We start from the raw sequence: 20,081 nt of genomic DNA, 5'->3' as shown, positions 1-20,081 counted from the left end.
CTAGAATTCCTGTATCGGGAAAGCAGCCTCCCGTCCCGCAAGGGTAGACGGTGTCCCGTCCAAGAGCTGGATATTCTCTATGGAGCTTTTATGGACACCGCTTTACCCAGGCCTACCGACCCGGTTGCGCCAGCCTCTCTTTCGCTTTCAGAAGCGCTGCGCTTCTGGTTGAAGCTTGGATTCATCAGCTTTGGCGGTCCCGCAGGTCAGATTGCACTCATGCATGAGGAGCTTGTAGACCGCCGTCGATGGATTTCCGAGAAGCGATTTCTCCACGTCCTTAACTACTGCATGTTGCTGCCGGGGCCCGAGGCTCAACAGCTTGCAACGTATCTGGGATGGCTGCTGCACCGGACATGGGGTGGCATTTTGGCAGGGGTTCTTTTTGTCCTGCCATCGCTGTTCATCATCATGGCTCTGGCCTGGCTGTATATGGCCCACGGGGACATGCCGGTCATTGCGGGCATTTTCTATGGCATCAAGCCCGCTGTGACGGCGCTTGTGGCACAGGCAGCCTACCGAGTGGGCTCCAGGTCGCTCAAGAGCAGCTGGCATTGGGGCATTGCGGCTGCTGCGTTTGTCGCCATTTTCGCGCTCAATGTTCCGTTTCCGCTCATCGTCATTGCGGCTGCAGCCATCGGTTTCATCGGTGGCAAATTGCGACCCGAGGCCTTTGGTGGCTCCAGCCATGAAAAAAGCAATGCGCGTCAGCCAGTCGGGGCCGCATTGATCGATGACGACACTCCAACTCCGCCGCATGCACAATTTTCCTGGCGAGGATTCTGGAGGGTGTCGCTGGTCTGCCTGACGCTGTGGGGCATCGCAATGGGCGTGCTCGCCACGGCGTTTGGTCTGGAATCACCGCTGGTACAAATGGGATGGTTCTTCACCAAGGCTGCGCTGATGACTTTTGGTGGCGCATATGCGGTGCTTCCCTATGTTTACCAAGGCGCGGTGGAGAACTTCCATTGGTTGACTGCAACACAAATGATCGATGGCCTCGCTTTGGGAGAGACCACTCCGGGCCCTCTCATCATGGTGGTGTCCTTTGTGGCTTTTGTGGGCGGCTGGACAAAAGCGATCTTCGGTGTGGATTCGCTGCTGCTCGCTGGAGTCGTCGCTGCAGTGATCGTGACCTTCTTCACTTTTCTGCCGTCGTTCTTTTTCATTTTCCTGGGGGGTCCCTTTATCGAGTCCACCCACGGCAATCTGAAATTCACTGCGCCATTGGTCGGAATCACCGCTGCGGTCGTGGGTGTCATCCTGAATCTGGCGGTCTTCTTTGCCTACCATGTAGTTTGGCCCCACGGCTTCGCAGGACACATAGAGTGGCCGTCGATTGCCATTGGTCTGGCAGCAGGCATCGCGTTGCTCCGCTTCAAGATCAATGTCATCTGCGTCATTGTGGCGGCAGGGCTGACAGGATTGCTTGCGCAGTTGTGGTGATCGCTCAAGCCCCTGGTCTGGGGGCGAGTCATGGGGCATTTTGCGACTGCCATAAGTTGGGAGCTCTGGTTAAACTTGTCTTACCCCACCATCAACCAGGTTCCTGCCTCTATGCCACGAATCGCGCTGATGTTAATGCCGCATAGGTCCAGATGATGCCTACTGTCAAATCCATCATCCCGCTTGAACTTGCACCAACCCTGTTCAAGAGCGCCAACGCCTTCGAGGCCTGGCTGAAGAAGAATCACGCTACTTCTGAAGGCCTCTGGCTCAAGATCGCCAAGCGAGGCTCCAACGAGCCCAGTGTCACCTACCCCGAAGCGGTGGAGATTGCGCTGTGTTGGGGCTGGATCGATGGGCAGAAGAAAAGTCTTGACGATCAACACTATCTTCAGCGCTTCACGCCGAGGCGCGCGCGAAGTGTCTGGTCGAGAATCAATGTCAACAAGGTACAGGCACTCATTGAAGCGGGCCGCATGCAGGCCCCGGGTCAGGCTCAGATAGAGGCGGCCAAGGCTGACGGGCGCTGGGCGCGGGCCTACGACAGTGCGCGTACGTCCACGGTGCCCGAGGATTTGCAGGCTGCACTGGAGGCCGAGCCGGCGGCCAAGACCTTCTTTGCAAGTATCAATGCCTCCAATCGCTACGCGATACTGTGGCGTATCCAGACTGCCGCGAGGGCCGAGACGCGCGCCAGACGCATCGCTCAGTTGGTGGAGATGCTTGCCCGCGGCGAAACCATCCATCTCTTCAAGCCGAGTGCCAAGGCTTGATTACGAAGCTCGCATGCGTATGGGCATTCTGCATTGAGCGGCCTGCGTTTCTGTTGCTGTCTGGTTGCCTGCGGCGAAAAGCATGACTCATATGCCAGCGCCAGAGAAGGGCTGGTCGATATTCACGCCGACGGGGGCAAGGGTTGGGTGACGAGGGGGGACGAAGCCAGGGGGCAAAACTGGGGGCATCTGAAATGTACCCCCAATTTATAAAAATGTACCCTCAAATGTGTCCCCAGAAGTCCTCTTATTGCGGCACATTCCTGTGGACTTCGGCGCACTTCAAATTGAGGTCTACAGAGGGGAAAAAGAAAAAGGCCGGAAGGTTATGCACCTTCGCGGCCTTGAATTTGGTCCCCCCGACAGGAATCGAACCTGTATCTGTCGCTTAGGAGGCGACCGTTCTATCCATTGAACTACGGGGAGGGACGCTGGATTCTACCCGTGTTGCCAGCCTGTGGATTCCAACCGACTTATTTATGTCAGCTCTGTACTGTTGACTTCGACAGAGACGTGGGTGAGTTCTTCGTGTACCGACAGCAACCGGCGGATGTAGTCGGGTGTGACCGTGGCAGCGCCCTCGACTGCGATGATGCAGGCATGGTGGTTCTTGCCTACGCGCCAGACATGCAGGTCTGTGATGGTGACGGGTTGCGGACCTTGCGCGATGGCATCACGTACCTCTTGCACGACGGGGGCATCCATTTCGGCATCGAGCAACACGCGGCTGCTATCGCGCAGCAAGCCCAAGGCCCACATTGCCACCATCACGGAGCCGGCCAGGCCTATGACCGAATCCAGCCAGGCAAAGCCCAGGAGCATGCCGCCCAGCAACGCTGCGATGGCCATGACTGATGTGGCTGCGTCTGCAATTACGTGCAGATAGGCGGAGCGCAGGTTCAGGTCGCCATGCGCATGGTCGTGTCCATGGTGATGATCGTGGTGGGACTCATGGCCGTGGTGATGGTGGTGTCCGTCCTTGAGCAGCCAGGCACAGACCAGGTTGACCAGCAGGCCAAGAGTTGCCACGCCTATGGCTTGCTGATAGTGAATGGCGGCAGGCGAGAGCAGGCGTTGTATGGATTCAAAAGCCATCAGGCCTGCAACCAGCAGCAGGCAGATGGCGCTGGTGTAGCCCGCCAGGATTTCTATCTTCCAGGTGCCGAAGCTGAAACGTCTGTCATTGGCCAGCTTGCGCGCAGCGGCATAGGCGCTGACGGACAGGCCCAACGCCAGCGCATGTGAACTCATATGCCAGCCGTCTGCCAGCAGGGCCATGGAATTGAAGTAATAGCCGGCGGTGATTTCCAGCACCATCATGGCAAGCGTCAGCAGCATGGCCAGCTTGGCATTTTTTTCGCCCAGCGGATTGCCTTGGTCAAAGTTGTGGGAGTGTTGCCGGGTAAGGGGGGAGGCGGTGTATGAGGTCATGATTGGCTTGTTTTTATATACTCTACCCCAGTATATTTTCCATGCCGGCAGGAGGACTACAATTCCTGCATATGTCGCATACCGTTTCGAATCAAAAACCGTTGCTCGCGCGCATTCGCCGCATCAAGGGGCAGACGCAGGCACTGGAGCGGGCTCTGGAAGAGGGGCAGGAATGTGCCGTGGTGCTGCAGCAACTGGCGGCTGTGCGCGGGGCCGTCAATGGTTTGATGCTGGAGCTGCTAGAAGGCCATGTGCGCGAGCATCTGGGCGCCGAGGCCGCGACGGCCGAGCAGCGTGAACAGGACCTGGAGCTGGTCGTGAAGGTGCTGCGTTCCTACGTCAAATAGGGCCGGGCTGCAGGCGTGGGCGGCCTGCATGGATGAAGCGGTGGATCAGGGCTGCACCAGCGTCGCCAGATCATTGACGAATGGCTGCACGTCAGGATGGCCGTGCAGCCATTGCCTGCCCAGAAATTCTTCGATCGACTGCTGCTGCAGCCCGAGGCCGGGCCGGCGGGCCGATGCGGCCTGCAGCAGGTCATGAGCGCGGTTCATGACCTGCTCGCTGTCTGCCGCCGCGGGCTCGCCCAGCTCCAGCATCCATTCCTGCTGGATGCGGAGTATCAGCTTGCCCGCGGCTTGCTCAAGCGCAGTGCGGTTGCGTGGCATAGCAGAATTGATGGCTTCTATCGCATGCCAGAAAGGGGATGAAGGCAGTTCTCATGCTTAGTCCTTGCGAACGGTATAGACGATGTCCATGGCGCTGGTCATGCCGGTCTGGGCGCGCAAAGTGACGCTGCGCGACAGGTCGTAGAAGATATAGATGATGCCCATGGCTCCCGACAGGCTCTGCTCGTAGGTCAGGTAGAGCTTGTCCGAGATGCGCTTGCCCATGGTCAGCGCAGCGCCTGCTGCATCCGTACCGTCCCCGCCTCCCTTGAAACCGACTTCATCGAGACCCAGGCTACCCGCAATCTTGCCGCTGGAGCTGTTGCCGCCAGCGAGCAAGGCCATGGCGGCCTGCTGAAGCAGGGCGCTGCTGGCCCCGCCGGAGGCAGGGTCGCGGCCCATGACTACCCAGGAGAGCTTTTCCGCGTCGGGCAGGGCAGGGTCCGAGTACAGCAGCACGCGTGGCGCACTGGCCGTGCCCAGCACCTGCACACCGGCCTTGACGGCAATATTCGGGCGCAGCGCCAGTATGTCCAGAGAGGGGTTGTTGTAGGGGCCATTGAAGCGGATCAGCCCGGTTTCCACATTCAGCGACTGTCCCCAGGCGCGGTAGCGGCCTTGCTCGGTACGGATCTCTCCGGTCACGCTGGGCGGGCCGCCGATGTAGCTGGCGCCTCGCACTTCAAGCTGACCCAGCAGTCGCGTGGTTATGCCAAAGCCTTGCAGCGCAAAGTCACGTCCCATGTCGAGCTTGACAAGAATGTCTGGCACCTTGCGTGGCGTGGCGCGGGCCTGCTCCTTGCGGGCCTGTTGTTCGCTACGCCGGCGCTCCTCCTCTTCGGCCTTGCGCGATGCCGACGAGCGCACCACCACATCCTTGTCCAGCGATGGCGCGGATTCCTCGGGCAGGATGATGGAGGCTCTGTCGACCGTCAGGTCGCCGCGCAGCGTGAACTGGCCTTGCTCCAGCCGGGCCTGCAGATCGCCGGAGACGCTGACCTGACGGTCGGCACGCACCAGGACTTGCAGCTTGCTGGCCTTGGCCTGCAGATTCATGCTCAGGCCCGATTCGGGCCCCGTACCCGATGGTGTGAACTGGGCATAGCCCGAGCCGGTAAGCTGGCCGCCGTCTTCAGGAGCTCGGGTCAGATTGCCGCTATAGCCCAAAATGCGCGCCTGGCTGCCCTTGCCGCCCTTGAGGCGCAGTTCGGTGATGTCCAGTCTGGTGCCTTGCAGCTTGGCGCGCAGAATGCCGTCGCGCAGGTCCACGCCATCGAGCAAGGACACGATGTTGAGCCCATCGGCCTTGATATCGCCCTGCCACTTTGGGTCCTGCAAGGTGCCGCTGATGCTGGCATCCGCCGCCAAGCTGCCCTGAATGCGCCAGCCTGGTGGCGCAAACAAGGACCACAGCCCCATATCTGGCATATTGGCGTGCAGCTGACCGGACAGAGGCGCTGTGGCGGGTAGCGTCCAGCCGTCTTGCTGGTAGCTGAGCTGGGTGCGCAGGTCGGCGTTGAGCTTGCCTGCGCGCTCGCTGTCCCAAAGCAGTTTGGCGTTGACCTGGCTGCCCTGGGCCTGCACGTTGAGGCGCATGTCCTTGATGCGCGAGCGCATGCCTGCGCCGCCGATCTGGCGCGTGCGCGTGCCGCCGGCGCGTGTGGCGGTGGGGCCGGTGGTCTGGATGACGGTGGTGCTGGAGCCATCGTCCACCGCCAGCCGCAGATCGCCTGCGGCGCGCTCGACCGTGAGATCGGCCTTGAGATCCTTGCCCAAGGTGTCCAGGTTCCAGCGTGCGTTAAAGCTCAGGTCGCCGGAAATCCCAGCGGCTTCCAGTGGCGGATCGTCATCGCCCAGGCTGAAGGCATCGACCCAGGCCAGCGGAATTTCAAGGGCCTGCCCTGCGCTGCGCACACCCCATTGGCCGCTGCCGGCACGGGTGACGGAACTCGCCTCCCATGTCAGCTGGGCGGGAGGCAGTGGCTCGCTGCTGGTACGCCTGAGGCTCAGTTTTGGAGGCGTAATCTGCAGCTTGCCGGCGCTGAACTGATAGGCGGTGCTCAGCACCGTGCTGCCGCTGGTGCGCTGTTGGATCTGGACGGGGGCACCGGGCTGAAGCTGCATGACCCAGGGGCCGGGCTTGTTCTTGTCGGGTGTGAACTGGGCCTGCAGCTTGTCCAGACTGGCCTGCCAGTCCAGCGGTGCCATGGCCTTGCCGCCTGTGAGGCCGGCCTGCAAAGTTGTGTCGATCTGTATGCTCTTGCCAGCCTGCTGGGCCTGCGCGGTCAGGCCGACCCTGGCATTTTCAGGGCTGCCGTCAATGCTCAGTGCCAGCGCAGGCAGGATGGCGCTCTGCTCGGCTGCAGTGCCGGCGGGCAGATAGCGAATTTTCTCGGCGCGCAGCTTGGCCTGAATCTGCAAGCCACTGGCGGGAATGGCCGCGCCATGGGCGGCACTCAGGCGCTTGAGCAGATTTTCCCAACCGCCCTTCAGGGCCAGTTGCAAATCTGCACTGCCATCAAGCTGCGCACCGCTCAGTGGGTCCTTGACGCCCGGCAGCTTGCGCAGCCATTGCGTGAGCGTGCTCATGGAGCCGAGCTGCAGCTGGCTTTGGACAGCGCCGCTGGCGGGGCCCATCTGACCTTCGATGCTCAGTTGCGCACCGGGAGCAGTGGCCTTGAGCCTAGCCTTGGCCTGCTGGGTTTCGGTATTGAACTCCACGGACCTGGCATCGACGCTGGCCTGCAGGGCTTGCAGCTGCAGCTTTTCCAACTGCAGCAGCGGAGCCTGCCACTGGCCGCTGGCAGCCAGGGTCTGAATGCGCAGCGCCGGGCTGTCGCGCTTGCCGCTTGCCGCTTGCAGATTGGCGTCAAACACTATCTTGCTGGTTGCTGGATCGCTGCTGTCGACATCGGCCTGTACGGCCTTGGCACTGATCCGGCCCTGCAAGGGCGAGGCTTCCAGCGTGCTGTAGAGATCGGCCGGGTTGAGCTGTTCCACCGTGGCCAGGCCTTCGAACAACCGGGTACTCGGAGTGAACTGACCGCCGAGTGCGATATGGCCCTTGCCGATCTGGATACGGGAGTCATCCACCTGCCATTGCTGGCCATCGAAATCGATTCGGGCTGTCAGCTCGGCCACGGGCAGGCGCTGCTTGTCCCAGGGGCCGGGCAGTGCGTTGCTGAAACGGGTGTTCAGGTTCCAGGGCTGAGCCTCCAGGTTCGTAGCTGGAACTACCGTTTCGTCGGGGCCAGCCTGCAATTGGCCGGTCAACAGGGTGCGTGGCCCTTGAGGCCAGAAGGCCGAGACATCGAGATTGTGGAGTCTGGCCTTGGCTGCCAGCAGCGGCTGGCTGCGCCAGGGCATGATGCTGGCCTCCACATCGGCCTGCATGGTGCCCACCTCTGCCGTTGCTGCTTCGGACGGCCTCCCGCTCTTCTCCCGCTTCGGCTCGGTTGCCTGCGGGTCTTGAGTTACCGGGCCAGGGGTCGATGCTTCAGCGCTGGCATTGGCCTTGATTGCCAGCCTGGCCGCTTCGGTGGCCAACGTGCCTTCGGCCGTCACCTTGGCCTGCACGGCTATGGTGTTGAGGGCGTCAGCGCTTTTGTCCAGCGGATTGGGCACTTGCACATCGCCTGTTGCTTCTGCTTGCAAGGCCATGGGGGCCGCGCCCTGAAGCTTCAACTGGGCCTGATAGGCACCCTGGGCAAAGCGCAGGCTGCTGACCTTGAGTTCATGGTCTGTGCCCGTGTATTCATAGCGGCCGTGGAGGTCCTGAACCACGGCCTCAGGCGGGCCTTGCCAGATGATCTGATCGATCCTGAAGGGCAGCTCTATTTTCACCGGCAGGGTCAGCGACTGCAGTGGTTCGCTGGCGGGTTGGTCGGGGTCGGGGGTGCTGGCAATGCGCAGCTCTGCGATATGGACTTCGCCCAGCTTGAGCGTACGGGACAACAGCAAAGGCCTGAACTGCCAGCCGATCTGAGCTTCCCTGACCTCGACCTTCATGGTCGGGCTTTGCCATTGCAGCCAGCCGATACGGCCGCCGTTCTTGACGCTGCCCGTGACCTCCTTGGCCACCAGGCTCTGGTCTGCGGGCAGCCAGCCCGCCACGCGCTGCAGCGTCTGGTTGAGCGAGTCGTCCCTGCCAATCCACCACAGCAGGCTGCCAAGTGCCAGCGCCAGGGCGAGCAGGGCCGCTGCAATAGTCCAGCCCAGTGCGCGCAGCCAGCGGCGGCGTCTGGGGGCTGAGGAGGAGGCCTTGGCGGTAGGGGTTGTGTCTTGTTCTGCCATGCTTAAAACGTGAAGCCCAGGCGCAGGTGCAGGCGCAGTTGCTGCTCCTGAGCGCCCCAGGCGAGATCTGCTTGAATCGGACCGACTGGGCTTTTCCAGCGTATGCCGGTGCCAAAACCGACGCGGGTGTAGAGCCGGTTGATATCGTCGCCGACCGTACCTGCATCGATGAAGACGGCGTGTTCGAAGTCCTGGGTGTTGCCCTTGATGGTGATGGGCCGCTGCCATTCCACGCTGCCCATGGCCAGATAGCGGCCGGCAATCACGCGGCCGTTGTCGGTGCGTGCGCCAATCGACTGATAGCCATAGCCGCGCACCGTGTTGTCACCGCCGGTCAGAAACATGATGGTGGTGGGCAGATCCACATCTTTCTTGGCCATGACGGCGCCGACTCCGGCCTTGATCTGCAGACGGCTGTGGCGCCTGGTTTCCTCATCGCGCTCGCCCAGCGGGATCAGGCTGAGCCAGCGGCCCGTGAGGCGCCCGAACGGCGAGCGCTGCGGCGTCAGCGTGGTGCCGGCACCAGCCTCCAGGGCCAGGCCGAAGCCCGAGGTAGGCAGCAGATTGTTGTCGAAATAGCGCGCCGTCCAGCCATAGTTGGCCAGCAGCGAGGAGGCTCCGGGCGGAGCACCTGCGCCCTGGGTCTTGGCGTAGTCGTACTGCAGGTACATATTGCGCTCTATGCGGTCCTCGGCCTTGGAGCGGCCAAAGCGCATCTGCGCACTGTTGGTGTAGAAGTCGCCTGCAGGCGCACGCTCGAGCTTGCCGCTGGCAAACCAGCGCCAGAGGTCTTCACCAGGAAGGCCGACCAACTGAGTGGAAATCAGCGGGTTCTTCCTGTCCAGCTGCAGCTTGCTGACGGCGCGCCAGTTCAGACCAGGAACCTTGTTGTAAGTGTGATCGATGGACAGACGAGGTCCGGTGTCCGTGCTCAGACCCACACCGAACACCCATTTCTGCAGCTTGGCCTCGCGCACCTTGGCAATCACGGGCGAGGTGATGGCTGCACCCTGATTCTTGCGCTGCTCGTCGCGCTCAGCTTCGGTAGCGGCCTGTTGTGGCGAATCGGCCAGCGAAAGAAATACCGAGTCGTAATAGCCGCTGCTGACCAGGCGCTGCTGCGCATCAAGCATGCTTTGCAAGTCATATTCCCTTCCTTCCGGAAGGCGCGCAATACGGGCCGTGCGCACCGGGTCGTAGCGCTCGGCACCATCGATCTGCAGCGGGCCGAATGTATAGGCCGGGCCGGGGTCGTAACTCACGCTCACCTGGGCCTTGTTGGTGTCGGCGTCCACATCGGCGAGACTGGTATCTATGCGGGCCAGCGGATAACGGCGCTTTTGCAGCTCCTTGAGACCACCGCTCTTGGCGCTGCTCCAGGCCGATTGCGAGAATTGCTCGCCAGCCTGCAGCGGCCAGGTTTCCTCGATCTGCAGGCGCTGCGAGGTTCCCAGCTCGTCGCTGGCATTGACGCCGGTAAAGCGCACCTCGGATTTTTCAATGATGGTGGGCGGGCCCGGATCGACCTTGACCACCACTTTGCGCGGTGCTTCTTCCTCGGGGGTATCGGTCAGCTCCACGGTCACCGTGGGGCTGAAATAGCCCAAGGTGCCTATCAGCTCGCGTACGTTGGCATCGGTCGCGCCCAGCAGGCGCGTCAGCTCGCGGCGCTGCAGATCGGGCTGGTGGCGAAAACGCTTGAGTTCAAGATGCTGCTCCAGCAGCGCACGGACTTGTTTTGGGGCATCGACTTCCAGCGTGAAGGCGGGGGGACCACTGGTGTCGATGCCCATGGCTTCGGCTTCTTTGTCTTTGGGGGAAAGCAGGCTGCAGCCGCTGAGGAGCAAGGCGGCTCCCAAAAGCAAAGCCGGCCTCAAGGCCGGCTTTTTCAAGGGCAAGGTCTGGGGCATGCCCCTATTTTGACAGCATGCGCATGGCGTCTTCCAAGCCTTTGAGCGACAAAGGGTACATGCGGTCCCCCATCAACTGCTGGATGATGCTGATGCTCTGGCGGTACTGCCATACGCCCTGAGGTTCGGGGTTGATCCAGGCAAAGTGCGGGAAGGCGTTCGTCAGGCGCTGCAGCCACTCGGCACCGGGTTCCTCGTTCATGTACTCGACCGAGCCGCCGGGCTGCAGGATTTCATAGGGGCTCATGGTCGCATCGCCGACAAAGATCAGCTTGTAGTCCTTGTTGTACTTGCGAATGATGTCCCAGGTCGGGAATTTCTCGGCAAAGCGGCGGCGGTTGTTCTTCCACATGAAGTCGTAGACACAGTTGTGGAAGTAATAGAACTCCAGATGCTTGAGTTCGCTCTTCACGGCCGAGAACAGTTCCTCCACTCGCTGTATATGCTCGTCCATGGTGCCGCCCACGTCCATGAGCAGCAGCACTTTCACATTGTTATGCCGCTCGGGAATCATCTTGATGTCGAGATAACCCGCATTGGCGGCCGTGGAGCGGATGGTGTCCGGCAGATCCAGTTCCAGTTCGCTGCCCTGGCGCGCAAACTTGCGCAGGCGGCGCAGCGCGACCTTGATATTGCGCGTGCCCAGTTCCTGGGTATCGTCATAGTCGCGGTAGGCTCGCTGCTCCCAGACCTTGACGGCACTCTTGTTGCGGCCCGGCCCGCCAATGCGTATGCCTGCCGGGTTGTAGCCGCCGTGGCCGAAGGGGCTGGTGCCGCCCGTCCCTATCCATTTGTTACCGCCCTCGTGGCGCTCCTTTTGCTCCTCCAGGCGCTTCTTGAGCGTTTCCATCAGCTCGTCCCAGCCCATGGCTTCGATCTTGGCCTTGTCCTCGGGGCTGAGCTCGCGCTCCAGAAGCTTTTGCAACCAGTCCTGCGGAATTTCCTTGGTCAAGTCGGCCAGCATCTCAACCCCCTTGAAATAGGCGGAAAAAGCGCGGTCGTACTTGTCGTAGTGCTTCTCGTCCTTGACCAGAATGGTTCGGCCCAGGTGATAGAAATCGTCCAGGCTCCAGCGATCCTCGCTCTTGGGGCCGATGATGCCCGCGTCCAGTGCCTCCAGCAGGGCCAGAAACTCCTTGACCGACACAGGCAGTTTGGCGGCACGCAGGGTGTAGAAGAAGTCGATCAGCATGAAAAATGTCTCCAGCGCTTATGTAGCGGGTGCATGCTGCTCCAGAAGATAGAGCAGTTGTGCACGGGCTTCAGGCCATTCGCCGCTGCGCATGCTGTACATCACGGTGTCGCGAATCGTGCCGTCGCGGCGCAGCGCATGGCCGCGAATCACGCCATCTTTCTTGGCACCTAGGCGCTCGATGGCGCGCTGGCTGGCGAAGTTGAAGTTGTCCGTGCGCCAGCCCACCACATGGCAGCCCAGCGTACCGAAGGCATGGGCCAGCAGCAGCAGCTTGGCCGAAGTGTTGACATGAGTGCGCTGCACGCTTTTGGCATACCAGGTGTAGCCAATCTCCACACGGCGAATGGCCGGCACGATGTCGTGATAACTGGTCGTGCCCAGCACCTTGCCGCTGGCATCGTCGAGCACGGCGAACGCAAAGCGGTGGCCCTGGTCGCGGCCCAGCAGCGCGGCCTCGATATAGCTGCGCACCTCGCCAGGCTCGGGCACGGAAGTCACTCGAATCTTCCACAGCTCTCCATCGGCAGCGGCCGCTGCCAGTCCAGGCTCATGGCTCAGATCCAGCGGCTCCAGTCGCACACCGCGGTCGCGCAAGGTCACAGGTTCTACAAAAGTCATGGCTTGCTCACTCAAAGTGGATTGCGCTTGCTGCGCCAGAGTCGGGCCAGCTTGAGCCCCAGGCCTCCGCCCAGCCCCACCATGGCAATGGCGGCAATGCTGCCCGCACCATAGCCCTGGGCAAACAGGTCAAGGCCCAGCACATGGGACAGGCCCCAGCCCAGCAGGGCGCCGCCCACAAAGCCGATGGCGTCGGAGCCGCCTTCCAGCAGCAGTTGTTGTGCGGTGCTCATGGGCTGCGTCTCCTCGGTTCTTAAGGACGGTTAGCGGTTGCGCTGATTCATGAAGACCAGCTTTTCAAACAGGCTCATATCCTGTTCGTTCTTGAGCAGCGCGCCAACCAGGGGCGGTACGCTGACCTTGCCTTCCTCGGATTGCAGGGCCGATGCAGGAATTTCCTCGGCGACCAGCAGCTTGAGCCAGTCGATCAGCTCGCTGGTCGAAGGCTTTTTCTTGAGGCCGGGCAGATTGCGCACATCGTAGAAGACCTTCATGGCGGCATTCAGCAACTCACCCTGCAGCTTGGGAAAATGCACGTTCACGATCTGGCGCATGGTGTCGGCATCGGGGAACTTGATGTAGTGGAAGAAGCAGCGGCGCAAAAATGCGTCAGGCAGCTCTTTTTCGTTGTTCGAGGTGATGAACACCAGGGGGCGGTGTTTGGCGCGGATCATCTCGTGCGTCTCGTAGCAATAGAACTCCATGCGATCGATTTCGCGCAGCAAGTCGTTGGGGAACTCGATGTCAGCCTTGTCGATCTCGTCGATCAGTAGGGCCACGGGACGTTCCGCCGTGAAGGCCTGCCAGAGCACGCCCTTGACGATGTAGTTGTGAATGTCCTTGACGCGCTCGTCTCCCAGCTGCGAATCGCGCAGGCGGCTCACGGCGTCGTACTCATACAGGCCTTGCTGGGCTTTGGTGGTGGACTTGATATGCCACTGCAACAGCGGCATGTCCAGCGCCTGGGCCACTTCCTCGGCCAGCATGGTCTTGCCCGTGCCGGGCTCGCCCTTGATGAGCAGAGGGCGCTGCAGGGTAGCGGCAGCGTTGACGGCCAGCATCAGATCTTGTGTGGCCACGTATTTGTCGGAACCTTGAAACTTCATGGGCGGTATCAGCGTAAGTATTGATAAGCGTGCGAAATTCTCACTGCCATAATCGTTTGCACTGCAGCAAGGCATTTGAGCACCCGTCTGAACTCTTGAAGGATTGTGCGCGCAAAATGATAAAAACTTGGACCACGGTATTGGCAGTAGTTGTCGCATCAGTGACCGGCGCGGCAAACGCCCAGGCTGTCAAGGGCGATGCAAAGGCTGGCGAAGGCAAGATCGCCATGTGCATAGGCTGTCATGGCATCACCGGTTATCAGGCCAGCTTCCCTGAGGTTTACAAGGTGCCGATGATCGGCGGGCAGAACGAGGCCTATATCGTCTCGGCCCTGAATGCCTATAAGAAAGGCGAACGAAAACACCCCACCATGCGTGGCATTGCCGACTCGCTGAGCGAGCAGGACATGGCCGATGTGGCGGCCTTCTATGCAGGTCATGGCAAGGCCAAGGACGGCAAGGCCAAGGAGGCGAACCCTGCTGTCACGGCGCTGCTGCAAAAAGGCGCCTGCTTCTCCTGTCACGGTGAAGGCTTTTCAAAGCCGATTGACCCGTCCTATCCCAAGGTGGCAGGGCAGTATTCGGACTATGTTTTCCGCGCCTTGCAGTCATATAAAACCGATGGCAATCCGCTCATCGGGCGCAGCAATGGCGTGATGGCCGGCATTGCCAAGCAGTTCAAGAACGACGAGCTGCAGCAACTCGCCAAGTACATCGGTAGCCTGGACAGCGAGATGCAGGTGGTGGCGCAGCCGCACTTCCGCTTGGGCCAGAAATAGACCTTGTTTCAGAAAAAGCAAAAGCCCGTGAAGACGGGCTTTTGCTTTTTCTCAACGGGATGCAGCTCAGGGGGCCGGTCCCCAGGGCTTGGGGGGCAGAGCTGGAGCCATCCTGCCGCGAGTGTGTCATCTCCCACCGGAGGCTGCGCAGCGCATCAGGGGGTACTTTTAAAACTGCCGTCGGTGGTGGCCAGACGCTGCACTCCGGCGACATAGGCTTCGCCATCGGGCGGGCGTCCCGAGCGCTGGCTTTCCCAGAGCATCTGGCCCAGGCATTCCATGGCGGCGTGATGGGCGTCATGCAGATCACGCTTCTTGGCCAGCAACTCAACCGCCTGGCGGATGCCGCGTGGCGAGTCCACGCTGCACTGCTCGCTGATGGACAGATGCATGGACAGATGCAGAAACGGGTTGGTGCGCTCGGGCTCTGAGTCATAGTTGCGCGCCACGGCGGCATCCATGTCGGAGAGCTCATCGAAATACTCGGGGTGCTCGTCTATCCACAGGCTGGCCAGTGTCTCGATGGCCTCCATGGGCGCGCCGCTGATCATCTTGGCGCGCACACCGCAAAAAAATCGCCGTACGTCGGCTTGACTGGGGTTGAACATGATGGCGCGCAGCGTATCACGGCTGTCGGGCATCAGCCGGACTGTGGTCTTGCTCGCTGGCCTGGGGCGTATCCTCTGCCTCGGCGTTGCCAGCCAGGAGATCGGCACGTTCCTTGGCCATTTGCTCCACCAGTTGCTGGCGGCCCTGCTTGGCCACCGCAATCAGCTGATTCTTGTCCTTGTAATGCGGGTACATGCGCTCGGCCAATGCCAGATTGTGCTCTCTGAAGCGTGCCGTGATGCGTTTGGCCTCGGCCGGACTCTGACCTAACAGCTCCAGCACCGACTGGGCCGAGATCAGGCTGGACTCGAACACTTCACGCTGGGCATGCTCCACACCCAGGTCGCGCAGTTGGAACCAGTGATTGAGATCCCGGGTGCGGGCCACGATCTCCAGGTTGGGGAAATGCTTGCGTACCTGGCTGGCTATCTTGAGGGACTGCTCGGGAGTGTCGACGGCAATCACCAGCACATGAGCCTTGGCTGCGCCTGCAATGCGCAGCAGATCCATGCGAGTGGCATCGCCGTAAAACACCCGGTGGCCATAGATCTGCGCGGCCTCCAGCATTTCCACGCTATGGTCCAGGATGGTCGGGCGTATGCCCTGGGCCAGCAACACGCGAGCCACGATCTGGCCGTAGCGGCCGAAGCCGGCAATGATGATGGGCGAGTCCTGAGGCTCGGAGATCTCTTTGGCCTTGTCGGAGCCGCATTCCTCATCCTTGATGGTGGAAAAGCGGCGCAGCAGCAGTTTGTCCAACAGCACCAGCAGCAGCGGGCCCAGCAGCATGGACAGAGCCACCGCTGCGACCAGCATGGACGAGACGCTGTGGCGAAACACCTTGTACTGCGCGGCTGTCTGGAACACCACAAAGGCGAATTCCCCACCTTGCGCCAGCATCAGCGTGAACACCGGGCGTTCGCGCCAGGGAATCTGCATGAATTTGGCCAAGCCGAAGATCATCACTGCCTTCAGTGCAATAAAGCCCGTCACCATGGCGGCCATGGCCCAGGGAGACTGGAGGATGACGCCAAAGTCAATGCTCATGCCCACGGCCATGAAGAACAGGCCCAGCAGCAGCCCTTTGAACGGCTCGATATTGGTTTCCAGCTCGCTGCGGTATTCGCTGTCGGCCAGCAGCACGCCGGCCAGGAAGGCGCCCAGCGCCATGGACAGGCCCACCTGTGTCATCAGCATGGCAATGCCTACGACCAACAACAAGGAAGTGGCGGTGAAGATCTCGGGGGTCTTGCTGCGCGCAATCCAGCGCAGCAGCGGTTGCAGCAGTAATCGGCCTCCGATGATGACGGCGCCAATCGTACCCACGGTCTTGAGAATGGCCAGCCAGACATGGCTGTCACCGTGGCTGGCATGAGCGGCCTTGTAAGCGCCGAGAATCGGAATCAGCGCCAGGATGGGGATGGCCGCCACGTCCTGGAACAACAGGATGGAGAAAGCGGCCTGTCCGCTGGGAGTACGCATCAGATTACGCTCGGCCATGATCTGCAGGCAGACAGCGGTGGACGACAGGGCTAGGCCCATGCCCGCAATCAGGCTGACGCGCCAGGACAGACCAAAGGCCCATGCGGCCAGAAACAGAATGCCGGTGCAGACCGCCATTTGCGCCATGCCCCAGCCGAAGATCGGTCGCCGCAGCTCCCAGAGGCGCTTGGGCTGCAGCTCAAGTCCGATCACGAACAGCATCAGCACCACGCCGAATTCGGCAAAGTGCAGGATGTCGTCCACATTGCGCACCAGACCAAAACCCCAAGGGCCCATGGCAATGCCGGCGCCCAGGTAGCCGATGATGGCTCCCAGGCCCAGGGCTCTGGCGATGGGGACGGCTAGAACTGCCGCCGTAAGATAGATGAAGCCGTAAGTCAGCCAGATGGGAGAGCCGTGTTCCATGGGAATGTTATGTGGTGTTAACCCTAGAGAGATTCCATTTTGGCACCCGCAGTCAGGCGTCAGATTTTTGACAGAAAGAAAAATGGGACGAATGGTGACCTGCTGCTTATAGCGCCTGGTCAACCATGCGTCTGCAAGTTGACCGCGCAACTTTTAAGATAGGCGCTTTGTGGCTGGCGCTTTAGATCGGCGTTTGGAGTGAGTATGGATCTGCACACCTGGTTTGCTTTTTTTGTGGCCTCCTGGATCATTGCGGTCTCGCCGGGCTCGGGGGCCGTGCTGTCCATGAGTCATGGTCTGTCCTACGGCGTGCGCAAGACCAGCGCCACCATCATGGGCCTGCAGCTCGGGTTGCTGCTCATCTTGCTGATAGCCGGGGCCGGCGTGGGCTCGCTGCTCATGGCATCCGAATGGGCCTTCAATGCCGTCAAGATCGTGGGCGCCGGCTATCTCATCTATCTGGGCATCAGCCAGTGGCGCTCCGGTGGCTCGCCGCTGGCAACGCAAGAGGCCGTGCCCGAGGCCAGTCTCAAAAAGCGCGTACTGACGGGCTTTTTGACCAATGCCACCAATCCCAAGGGCATCATCTTCATGGTGGCGGTGCTGCCCCAGTTCATGACCACCAGCCGTCCTCTGGCCCCTCAACTGGCGATTCTGGCCGTGACCATGCTGGCCGTGGATACCACGGTGATGCACAGCTATGCCGCAGGCGCCAGCGCCTTGCGCGGCCTGATGCGCAGCGCACGCGCCATGCGCAACCAGAACCGCGTGTTCGGCGGCCTGCTGATGGCGGTGGGCACGGGGCTGTTCTTTGTGCAGCGCTCCGGTGAAGCCTGATCCGCTTTAAAAAACATAGCTGCAAGCGTATGAATAGATTGAGCCAGCGGCATATTTGATCGAATAATCTAGGGTAAGCCCCTTGTCCCGCGTCAGACATGGCGCAGGGCAGGGGGCTTCTACATTGGGGGCATGAAAACCTTTCGCTCCTACTCCGAAGTGCTGGCCTCGATTGGGCAGGAAGTCGCCGTCAGCGACTGGATCACCATCACACAGGCCCAGATTCAAATGTTTGCCGATGCCACGGGCGATCAGCAATGGATTCATACCGATCCCGAGCGCGCAGCCCAGGGGCCGTTCGGCGCGCCGATTGCCCATGGCTTTCTCACGCTGTCCCTGCTGCCTCAGTTTTTCGAAGGCACTTTCAAGATCGAAGGCGCCAAGATGGGAGTGAACTACGGGCTCAACCGTGTGCGCTTCATGGCCCCGGTTCCCGTCAACAGCCGCTTGCGGGCCCGCATGACATTGCAGGCGGCGGAGCGCATCGAGCCGGCCGGCATCCAGATGACCTGGCTGGTGACGGTGGAGCGCGAGGGCAGCGACAAGCCTGTGTGCGTGGCCGAGTCGCTGGCGCGCAGCTTTGGTGCTGTGGCCTGATTCGCGGCGTAATTTTCAAGCCATGAAAAAAGCCCCTTGGCATCGGCCTTGGGGCTTTGTTATTGAGCAGCACCTTGCACAGCAGGGTGCTGCTCAGGGGTCGTCATTCGCCATAGTTGTCCAGCAAACCGGCCTTGCCAGCGGCAATGGTTTCCTGGCGCACTTGCTCACGGCTGAGGTTGCTGGATTGCTGTTGCTGGGACAGAGGCAGATAGGCATCGCCAACGGGCTGCAGCTGACCCCTGGCCATGGCGTCCTGCACCTGGGCCTTGACCTGGGCACGGGTCAGGGTGGACTGTGATGCAACTTCGGGAGGGTAGTGACCGCCGGTGAAGTCAAAGCTTGCAGCCTGTGCAGCGGCGGCGGACATAGCCAGGGTGGCAACGATGGCGAGGCGGTTGGCGTATTTCATGATTCGTCCTTTGGGTACATCGGGCCTGCAGTCCTGGCGGATATCGTCGGTCGGCTGCAAGTCCATGGGTCGTACTTTAGGACGATCTAATTGCGAGAAAAACCCCCTGTTGCGCAACTTATTGTTCCGAAAATAGAGACAATAAGCGGGAACTTAAAGAGCCGTCTTGGGCTCTGCAAGGGCAGCACCCGCGAAGCCCTGCTGACGCCAGGCTTCGAACACCGTTACGGCCACGGCATTGGATAGGTTCAGGCTGCGCTGAGATGCCAGCATGGGCAGGCGCAGTCGCTGCTCGTTGGGGAACTGGGCGCGCACCTCGGGTGGCAGGCCCTTGCTTTCAGAGCCAAAGACCAGCCAGTCGCCAGCTTTGAATTCCATGGCATGCGCCGGGCTGCTGCTATGCGTGGTCATGGCGAACATGCGCTCGCGCTGCGGCTGACAGGTTTCGAGGAAGGCGTCCCAACTGGCGTGGCGGGCTACATTGGCGTACTCGTGATAGTCCAGTCCGGCGCGGCGCATATGCCGGTCTTCCATGGAAAAGCCCAGCGGCTCGATCAGATGCAGGCTGCAACCCGTATTGGCGGCCAGACGGATGACATTGCCCGTGTTGGGAGGGATCTCGGGCGCCACAAGAACGATATGAAACATGGGGCGCTATTGTGCAGCCCGGCTTTGACCCACGCTGCCGCCTTCGCAGTTCCAGACTGGCGAATATGGGTCAAGGCGTGCGTGCCAGCACGACGGCGCTGACCGATGCCGCGCCGGCCGACAGCAGGCAGCCTGCCAGTGCATCCAGCGTGGCACCGGTGGTCATCACGTCGTCGAGCAGCAAAATCTCCCGCCCTTTCACCAGAGCCTGTCGAGCCGGGGCGAGGCTGAAAATGCCGCGCAGCTGGCGCAGTCTTTGTTCCCGGCTGGAGGCATGTTGGGGCAGCTCCAGGTGTTGGCGTTGCACAGCCTCGCTCAGCAAGGGCAAAGGCCTGTTGTATTGCTCAGAGAGGGAGCGTGCCAGCAGCAGGCTGTGGTCAAAGCCGCGCTCGCGCACGCGCTGTGCGGAGGCCGGCATGGGCAGCAAGGCATCGCAGGCCCGTAACTGCTCCCTGACTTCGGGGTGACCGGCCATCAGCCTGCCCAGACTGCGCACCAACCCCAGGTCGGCCTGAAACTTGTAGCGTGTGATGAGGTTTTGCCATGGGTAGGCATAGTCCAGTGCGGCGGTGCAGCGCTTGAGTCGGGGTGGTTGCTTGAGGCAGTTGCCGCAGAGGCTGACCAGAGCCGGCAGCGGCAGGGCACAGCTGTGGCAGCGGTGCTTGTGCTGGGCCCAGCGTGCATGGCAGTCGCGGCAGATACGCGGCCCCGGCCAGCGTCCACAGATTGCGCACTGGCTGGGCAAGGCATCCAGCCAACGCTGCTGCTGGCGGCGCAGGTGTGAAAGCCATGTCACATGAAGGTCGGGCATGGAATCAATATACTCGCGCCGCATTGATCTTTACTCCGGC

At 61.2% G+C, this 20,081-nt stretch carries 19 protein-coding genes and 1 tRNA gene; 6 read left to right on the top strand and 14 right to left on the bottom strand.

Annotated features, from left to right (window positions below; all coding sequences use genetic code 11):
* Nucleotides 1-90: 90 nt before the first annotated feature.
* Nucleotides 91-1,446, top strand: a complete 1,356-nt coding sequence (chrA, locus tag FSY45_RS03560; protein ID WP_046461784.1) for a chromate efflux transporter — start codon at nucleotides 91-93, stop codon at nucleotides 1,444-1,446.
* A gap of 152 nt (nucleotides 1,447-1,598) precedes the next feature.
* Entirely contained in the window at nucleotides 1,599-2,219 is a 621-nt protein-coding gene (locus FSY45_RS03555; protein ID WP_003071219.1) for a YdeI family protein, read from the top strand.
* Between the two features lie 351 nt (nucleotides 2,220-2,570).
* Here FSY45_RS03555 and FSY45_RS03550 read toward each other — a convergent pair.
* Nucleotides 2,571-2,645, bottom strand: a tRNA-Arg gene (locus tag FSY45_RS03550).
* 51 nt (nucleotides 2,646-2,696) lie between these two features.
* On the bottom strand, nucleotides 2,697-3,650 hold the full coding sequence (gene dmeF / locus FSY45_RS03545) for a CDF family Co(II)/Ni(II) efflux transporter DmeF (RefSeq protein WP_046461783.1): 954 nt from the start codon (nucleotides 3,648-3,650) through the stop codon (nucleotides 2,697-2,699).
* A 71-nt stretch (nucleotides 3,651-3,721) separates the two neighbouring features.
* Here dmeF and FSY45_RS03540 point away from each other — a divergent pair, with 71 nt between their 5' ends.
* Nucleotides 3,722-3,997 carry a metal/formaldehyde-sensitive transcriptional repressor gene (locus tag FSY45_RS03540; RefSeq protein WP_003071225.1) on the top strand — a complete coding sequence of 92 codons (276 nt, stop codon included), beginning with the start codon at nucleotides 3,722-3,724 and terminating at the stop codon, nucleotides 3,995-3,997.
* Between the two features lie 45 nt (nucleotides 3,998-4,042).
* On the opposite strand, the gene FSY45_RS03535 is transcribed toward FSY45_RS03540, so the two are convergent.
* From FSY45_RS03535 to FSY45_RS03505, 7 genes are all read right to left on the bottom strand, one after another.
* The gene (locus FSY45_RS03535; RefSeq protein WP_046461782.1) at nucleotides 4,043-4,318 is read right to left on the bottom strand and encodes a hypothetical protein; all 276 of its coding nucleotides are present in this window, start codon (nucleotides 4,316-4,318) and stop codon (nucleotides 4,043-4,045) included.
* A gap of 57 nt (nucleotides 4,319-4,375) precedes the next feature.
* Nucleotides 4,376-8,611 carry a translocation/assembly module TamB domain-containing protein gene (locus FSY45_RS03530; RefSeq protein ID WP_046461781.1) on the bottom strand — a complete coding sequence of 1,412 codons (4,236 nt, stop codon included), beginning with the start codon at nucleotides 8,609-8,611 and terminating at the stop codon, nucleotides 4,376-4,378.
* A gap of 2 nt (nucleotides 8,612-8,613) precedes the next feature.
* Nucleotides 8,614-10,404 (bottom strand): autotransporter assembly complex family protein, encoded by a 1,791-nt coding sequence (locus FSY45_RS03525; RefSeq protein ID WP_080944470.1) that lies wholly within the window; start codon nucleotides 10,402-10,404, stop codon nucleotides 8,614-8,616.
* A 121-nt stretch (nucleotides 10,405-10,525) separates the two neighbouring features.
* Nucleotides 10,526-11,713 carry a VWA domain-containing protein gene (locus FSY45_RS03520; RefSeq protein ID WP_003071236.1) on the bottom strand — a complete coding sequence of 396 codons (1,188 nt, stop codon included), beginning with the start codon at nucleotides 11,711-11,713 and terminating at the stop codon, nucleotides 10,526-10,528.
* Between the two features lie 18 nt (nucleotides 11,714-11,731).
* On the bottom strand, nucleotides 11,732-12,334 hold the full coding sequence (locus FSY45_RS03515) for a GNAT family N-acetyltransferase (protein ID WP_003071238.1): 603 nt from the start codon (nucleotides 12,332-12,334) through the stop codon (nucleotides 11,732-11,734).
* Nucleotides 12,335-12,345: 11 nt separating this feature from the next.
* The gene (locus FSY45_RS03510; protein ID WP_003071240.1) at nucleotides 12,346-12,567 is read right to left on the bottom strand and encodes a hypothetical protein; all 222 of its coding nucleotides are present in this window, start codon (nucleotides 12,565-12,567) and stop codon (nucleotides 12,346-12,348) included.
* A gap of 30 nt (nucleotides 12,568-12,597) precedes the next feature.
* Nucleotides 12,598-13,440 (bottom strand): MoxR family ATPase, encoded by an 843-nt coding sequence (locus FSY45_RS03505; protein ID WP_003071243.1) that lies wholly within the window; start codon nucleotides 13,438-13,440, stop codon nucleotides 12,598-12,600.
* A gap of 116 nt (nucleotides 13,441-13,556) precedes the next feature.
* On the opposite strand from FSY45_RS03505, the gene FSY45_RS03500 reads away from it, so the two are divergent.
* Nucleotides 13,557-14,219: a cytochrome c gene (locus FSY45_RS03500; RefSeq protein WP_034363567.1), complete on the top strand. Its 663-nt coding sequence runs from the start codon at nucleotides 13,557-13,559 to the stop codon at nucleotides 14,217-14,219.
* A gap of 155 nt (nucleotides 14,220-14,374) precedes the next feature.
* Here FSY45_RS03500 and FSY45_RS03495 read toward each other — a convergent pair whose 3' ends face one another.
* Both FSY45_RS03495 and kefC read right to left on the bottom strand, forming a co-directional pair.
* Nucleotides 14,375-14,827, bottom strand: a complete 453-nt coding sequence (locus FSY45_RS03495; RefSeq protein WP_034353992.1) for a DUF1841 family protein — start codon at nucleotides 14,825-14,827, stop codon at nucleotides 14,375-14,377.
* A gap of 16 nt (nucleotides 14,828-14,843) precedes the next feature.
* Complete coding sequence (gene kefC, locus FSY45_RS03490; protein ID WP_003071254.1) at nucleotides 14,844-16,736, bottom strand: glutathione-regulated potassium-efflux system protein KefC; 1,893 nt, start codon at nucleotides 16,734-16,736, stop codon at nucleotides 14,844-14,846.
* A gap of 204 nt (nucleotides 16,737-16,940) precedes the next feature.
* On the opposite strand from kefC, the gene FSY45_RS03485 reads away from it, so the two are divergent.
* Nucleotides 16,941-17,573 (top strand): LysE family transporter, encoded by a 633-nt coding sequence (locus tag FSY45_RS03485; protein WP_003071257.1) that lies wholly within the window; start codon nucleotides 16,941-16,943, stop codon nucleotides 17,571-17,573.
* Nucleotides 17,574-17,705: 132 nt separating this feature from the next.
* Nucleotides 17,706-18,170, top strand: coding sequence for a MaoC family dehydratase (locus tag FSY45_RS03480; protein WP_046461863.1), 465 nt, complete (start codon nucleotides 17,706-17,708; stop codon nucleotides 18,168-18,170).
* A 103-nt stretch (nucleotides 18,171-18,273) separates the two neighbouring features.
* Here the strand turns inward: FSY45_RS03480 and FSY45_RS03475 are convergent, their stop codons facing one another.
* The 3 genes from FSY45_RS03475 to FSY45_RS03465 form a co-directional block, all read right to left on the bottom strand.
* A complete protein-coding gene (locus FSY45_RS03475) occupies nucleotides 18,274-18,648 on the bottom strand; it encodes a DUF4148 domain-containing protein (protein WP_223305702.1) in 375 nt (124 codons plus the stop codon).
* An 87-nt stretch (nucleotides 18,649-18,735) separates the two neighbouring features.
* On the bottom strand, nucleotides 18,736-19,230 hold the full coding sequence (gene trmL, locus FSY45_RS03470) for a tRNA (uridine(34)/cytosine(34)/5-carboxymethylaminomethyluridine(34)-2'-O)-methyltransferase TrmL (RefSeq protein WP_012839697.1): 495 nt from the start codon (nucleotides 19,228-19,230) through the stop codon (nucleotides 18,736-18,738).
* Between the two features lie 70 nt (nucleotides 19,231-19,300).
* A complete protein-coding gene (locus FSY45_RS03465) occupies nucleotides 19,301-20,041 on the bottom strand; it encodes a ComF family protein (RefSeq protein ID WP_046461861.1) in 741 nt (246 codons plus the stop codon).
* Between the last annotated feature and the right edge of the window lie 40 nt (nucleotides 20,042-20,081).

Origin of the sequence: Comamonas sp. Z1 (assembly GCF_008121555.1) — a bacterium.
Classification (GTDB): Bacteria; Pseudomonadota; Gammaproteobacteria; order Burkholderiales; family Burkholderiaceae_C; genus Comamonas; species Comamonas thiooxydans.
Note: the sequence above shows the minus strand (reverse complement) of the source record. Positions and strands in the feature narration are given on the sequence as shown.

Coding starts and splice junctions, on each gene's coding strand:
- kefC (WP_003071254.1), bottom strand. CDS start 16,736: ATGGAACACGGCTCTCCCATCTGGCTGACTTACGGCTTCATCTATCTT.
- FSY45_RS03525 (WP_080944470.1), bottom strand. CDS start 10,404: ATGGGCATCGACACCAGTGGTCCCCCCGCCTTCACGCTGGAAGTCGAT.
- FSY45_RS03555 (WP_003071219.1), top strand. CDS start 1,599: ATGATGCCTACTGTCAAATCCATCATCCCGCTTGAACTTGCACCAACC.
- FSY45_RS03505 (WP_003071243.1), bottom strand. CDS start 13,440: ATGAAGTTTCAAGGTTCCGACAAATACGTGGCCACACAAGATCTGATG.
- FSY45_RS03500 (WP_034363567.1), top strand. CDS start 13,557: ATGATAAAAACTTGGACCACGGTATTGGCAGTAGTTGTCGCATCAGTG.
- FSY45_RS03515 (WP_003071238.1), bottom strand. CDS start 12,334: ATGACTTTTGTAGAACCTGTGACCTTGCGCGACCGCGGTGTGCGACTG.
- FSY45_RS03510 (WP_003071240.1), bottom strand. CDS start 12,567: ATGAGCACCGCACAACAACTGCTGCTGGAAGGCGGCTCCGACGCCATC.
- chrA (WP_046461784.1), top strand. CDS start 91: ATGGACACCGCTTTACCCAGGCCTACCGACCCGGTTGCGCCAGCCTCT.
- FSY45_RS03530 (WP_046461781.1), bottom strand. CDS start 8,611: ATGGCAGAACAAGACACAACCCCTACCGCCAAGGCCTCCTCCTCAGCC.
- trmL (WP_012839697.1), bottom strand. CDS start 19,230: ATGTTTCATATCGTTCTTGTGGCGCCCGAGATCCCTCCCAACACGGGC.
- dmeF (WP_046461783.1), bottom strand. CDS start 3,650: ATGACCTCATACACCGCCTCCCCCCTTACCCGGCAACACTCCCACAAC.
- FSY45_RS03485 (WP_003071257.1), top strand. CDS start 16,941: ATGGATCTGCACACCTGGTTTGCTTTTTTTGTGGCCTCCTGGATCATT.
- FSY45_RS03535 (WP_046461782.1), bottom strand. CDS start 4,318: ATGCCACGCAACCGCACTGCGCTTGAGCAAGCCGCGGGCAAGCTGATA.
- FSY45_RS03495 (WP_034353992.1), bottom strand. CDS start 14,827: ATGTTCAACCCCAGTCAAGCCGACGTACGGCGATTTTTTTGCGGTGTG.
- FSY45_RS03475 (WP_223305702.1), bottom strand. CDS start 18,648: ATGGACTTGCAGCCGACCGACGATATCCGCCAGGACTGCAGGCCCGAT.
- FSY45_RS03520 (WP_003071236.1), bottom strand. CDS start 11,713: ATGCTGATCGACTTCTTCTACACCCTGCGTGCCGCCAAACTGCCTGTG.
- FSY45_RS03540 (WP_003071225.1), top strand. CDS start 3,722: ATGTCGCATACCGTTTCGAATCAAAAACCGTTGCTCGCGCGCATTCGC.
- FSY45_RS03480 (WP_046461863.1), top strand. CDS start 17,706: ATGAAAACCTTTCGCTCCTACTCCGAAGTGCTGGCCTCGATTGGGCAG.
- FSY45_RS03465 (WP_046461861.1), bottom strand. CDS start 20,041: ATGCCCGACCTTCATGTGACATGGCTTTCACACCTGCGCCGCCAGCAG.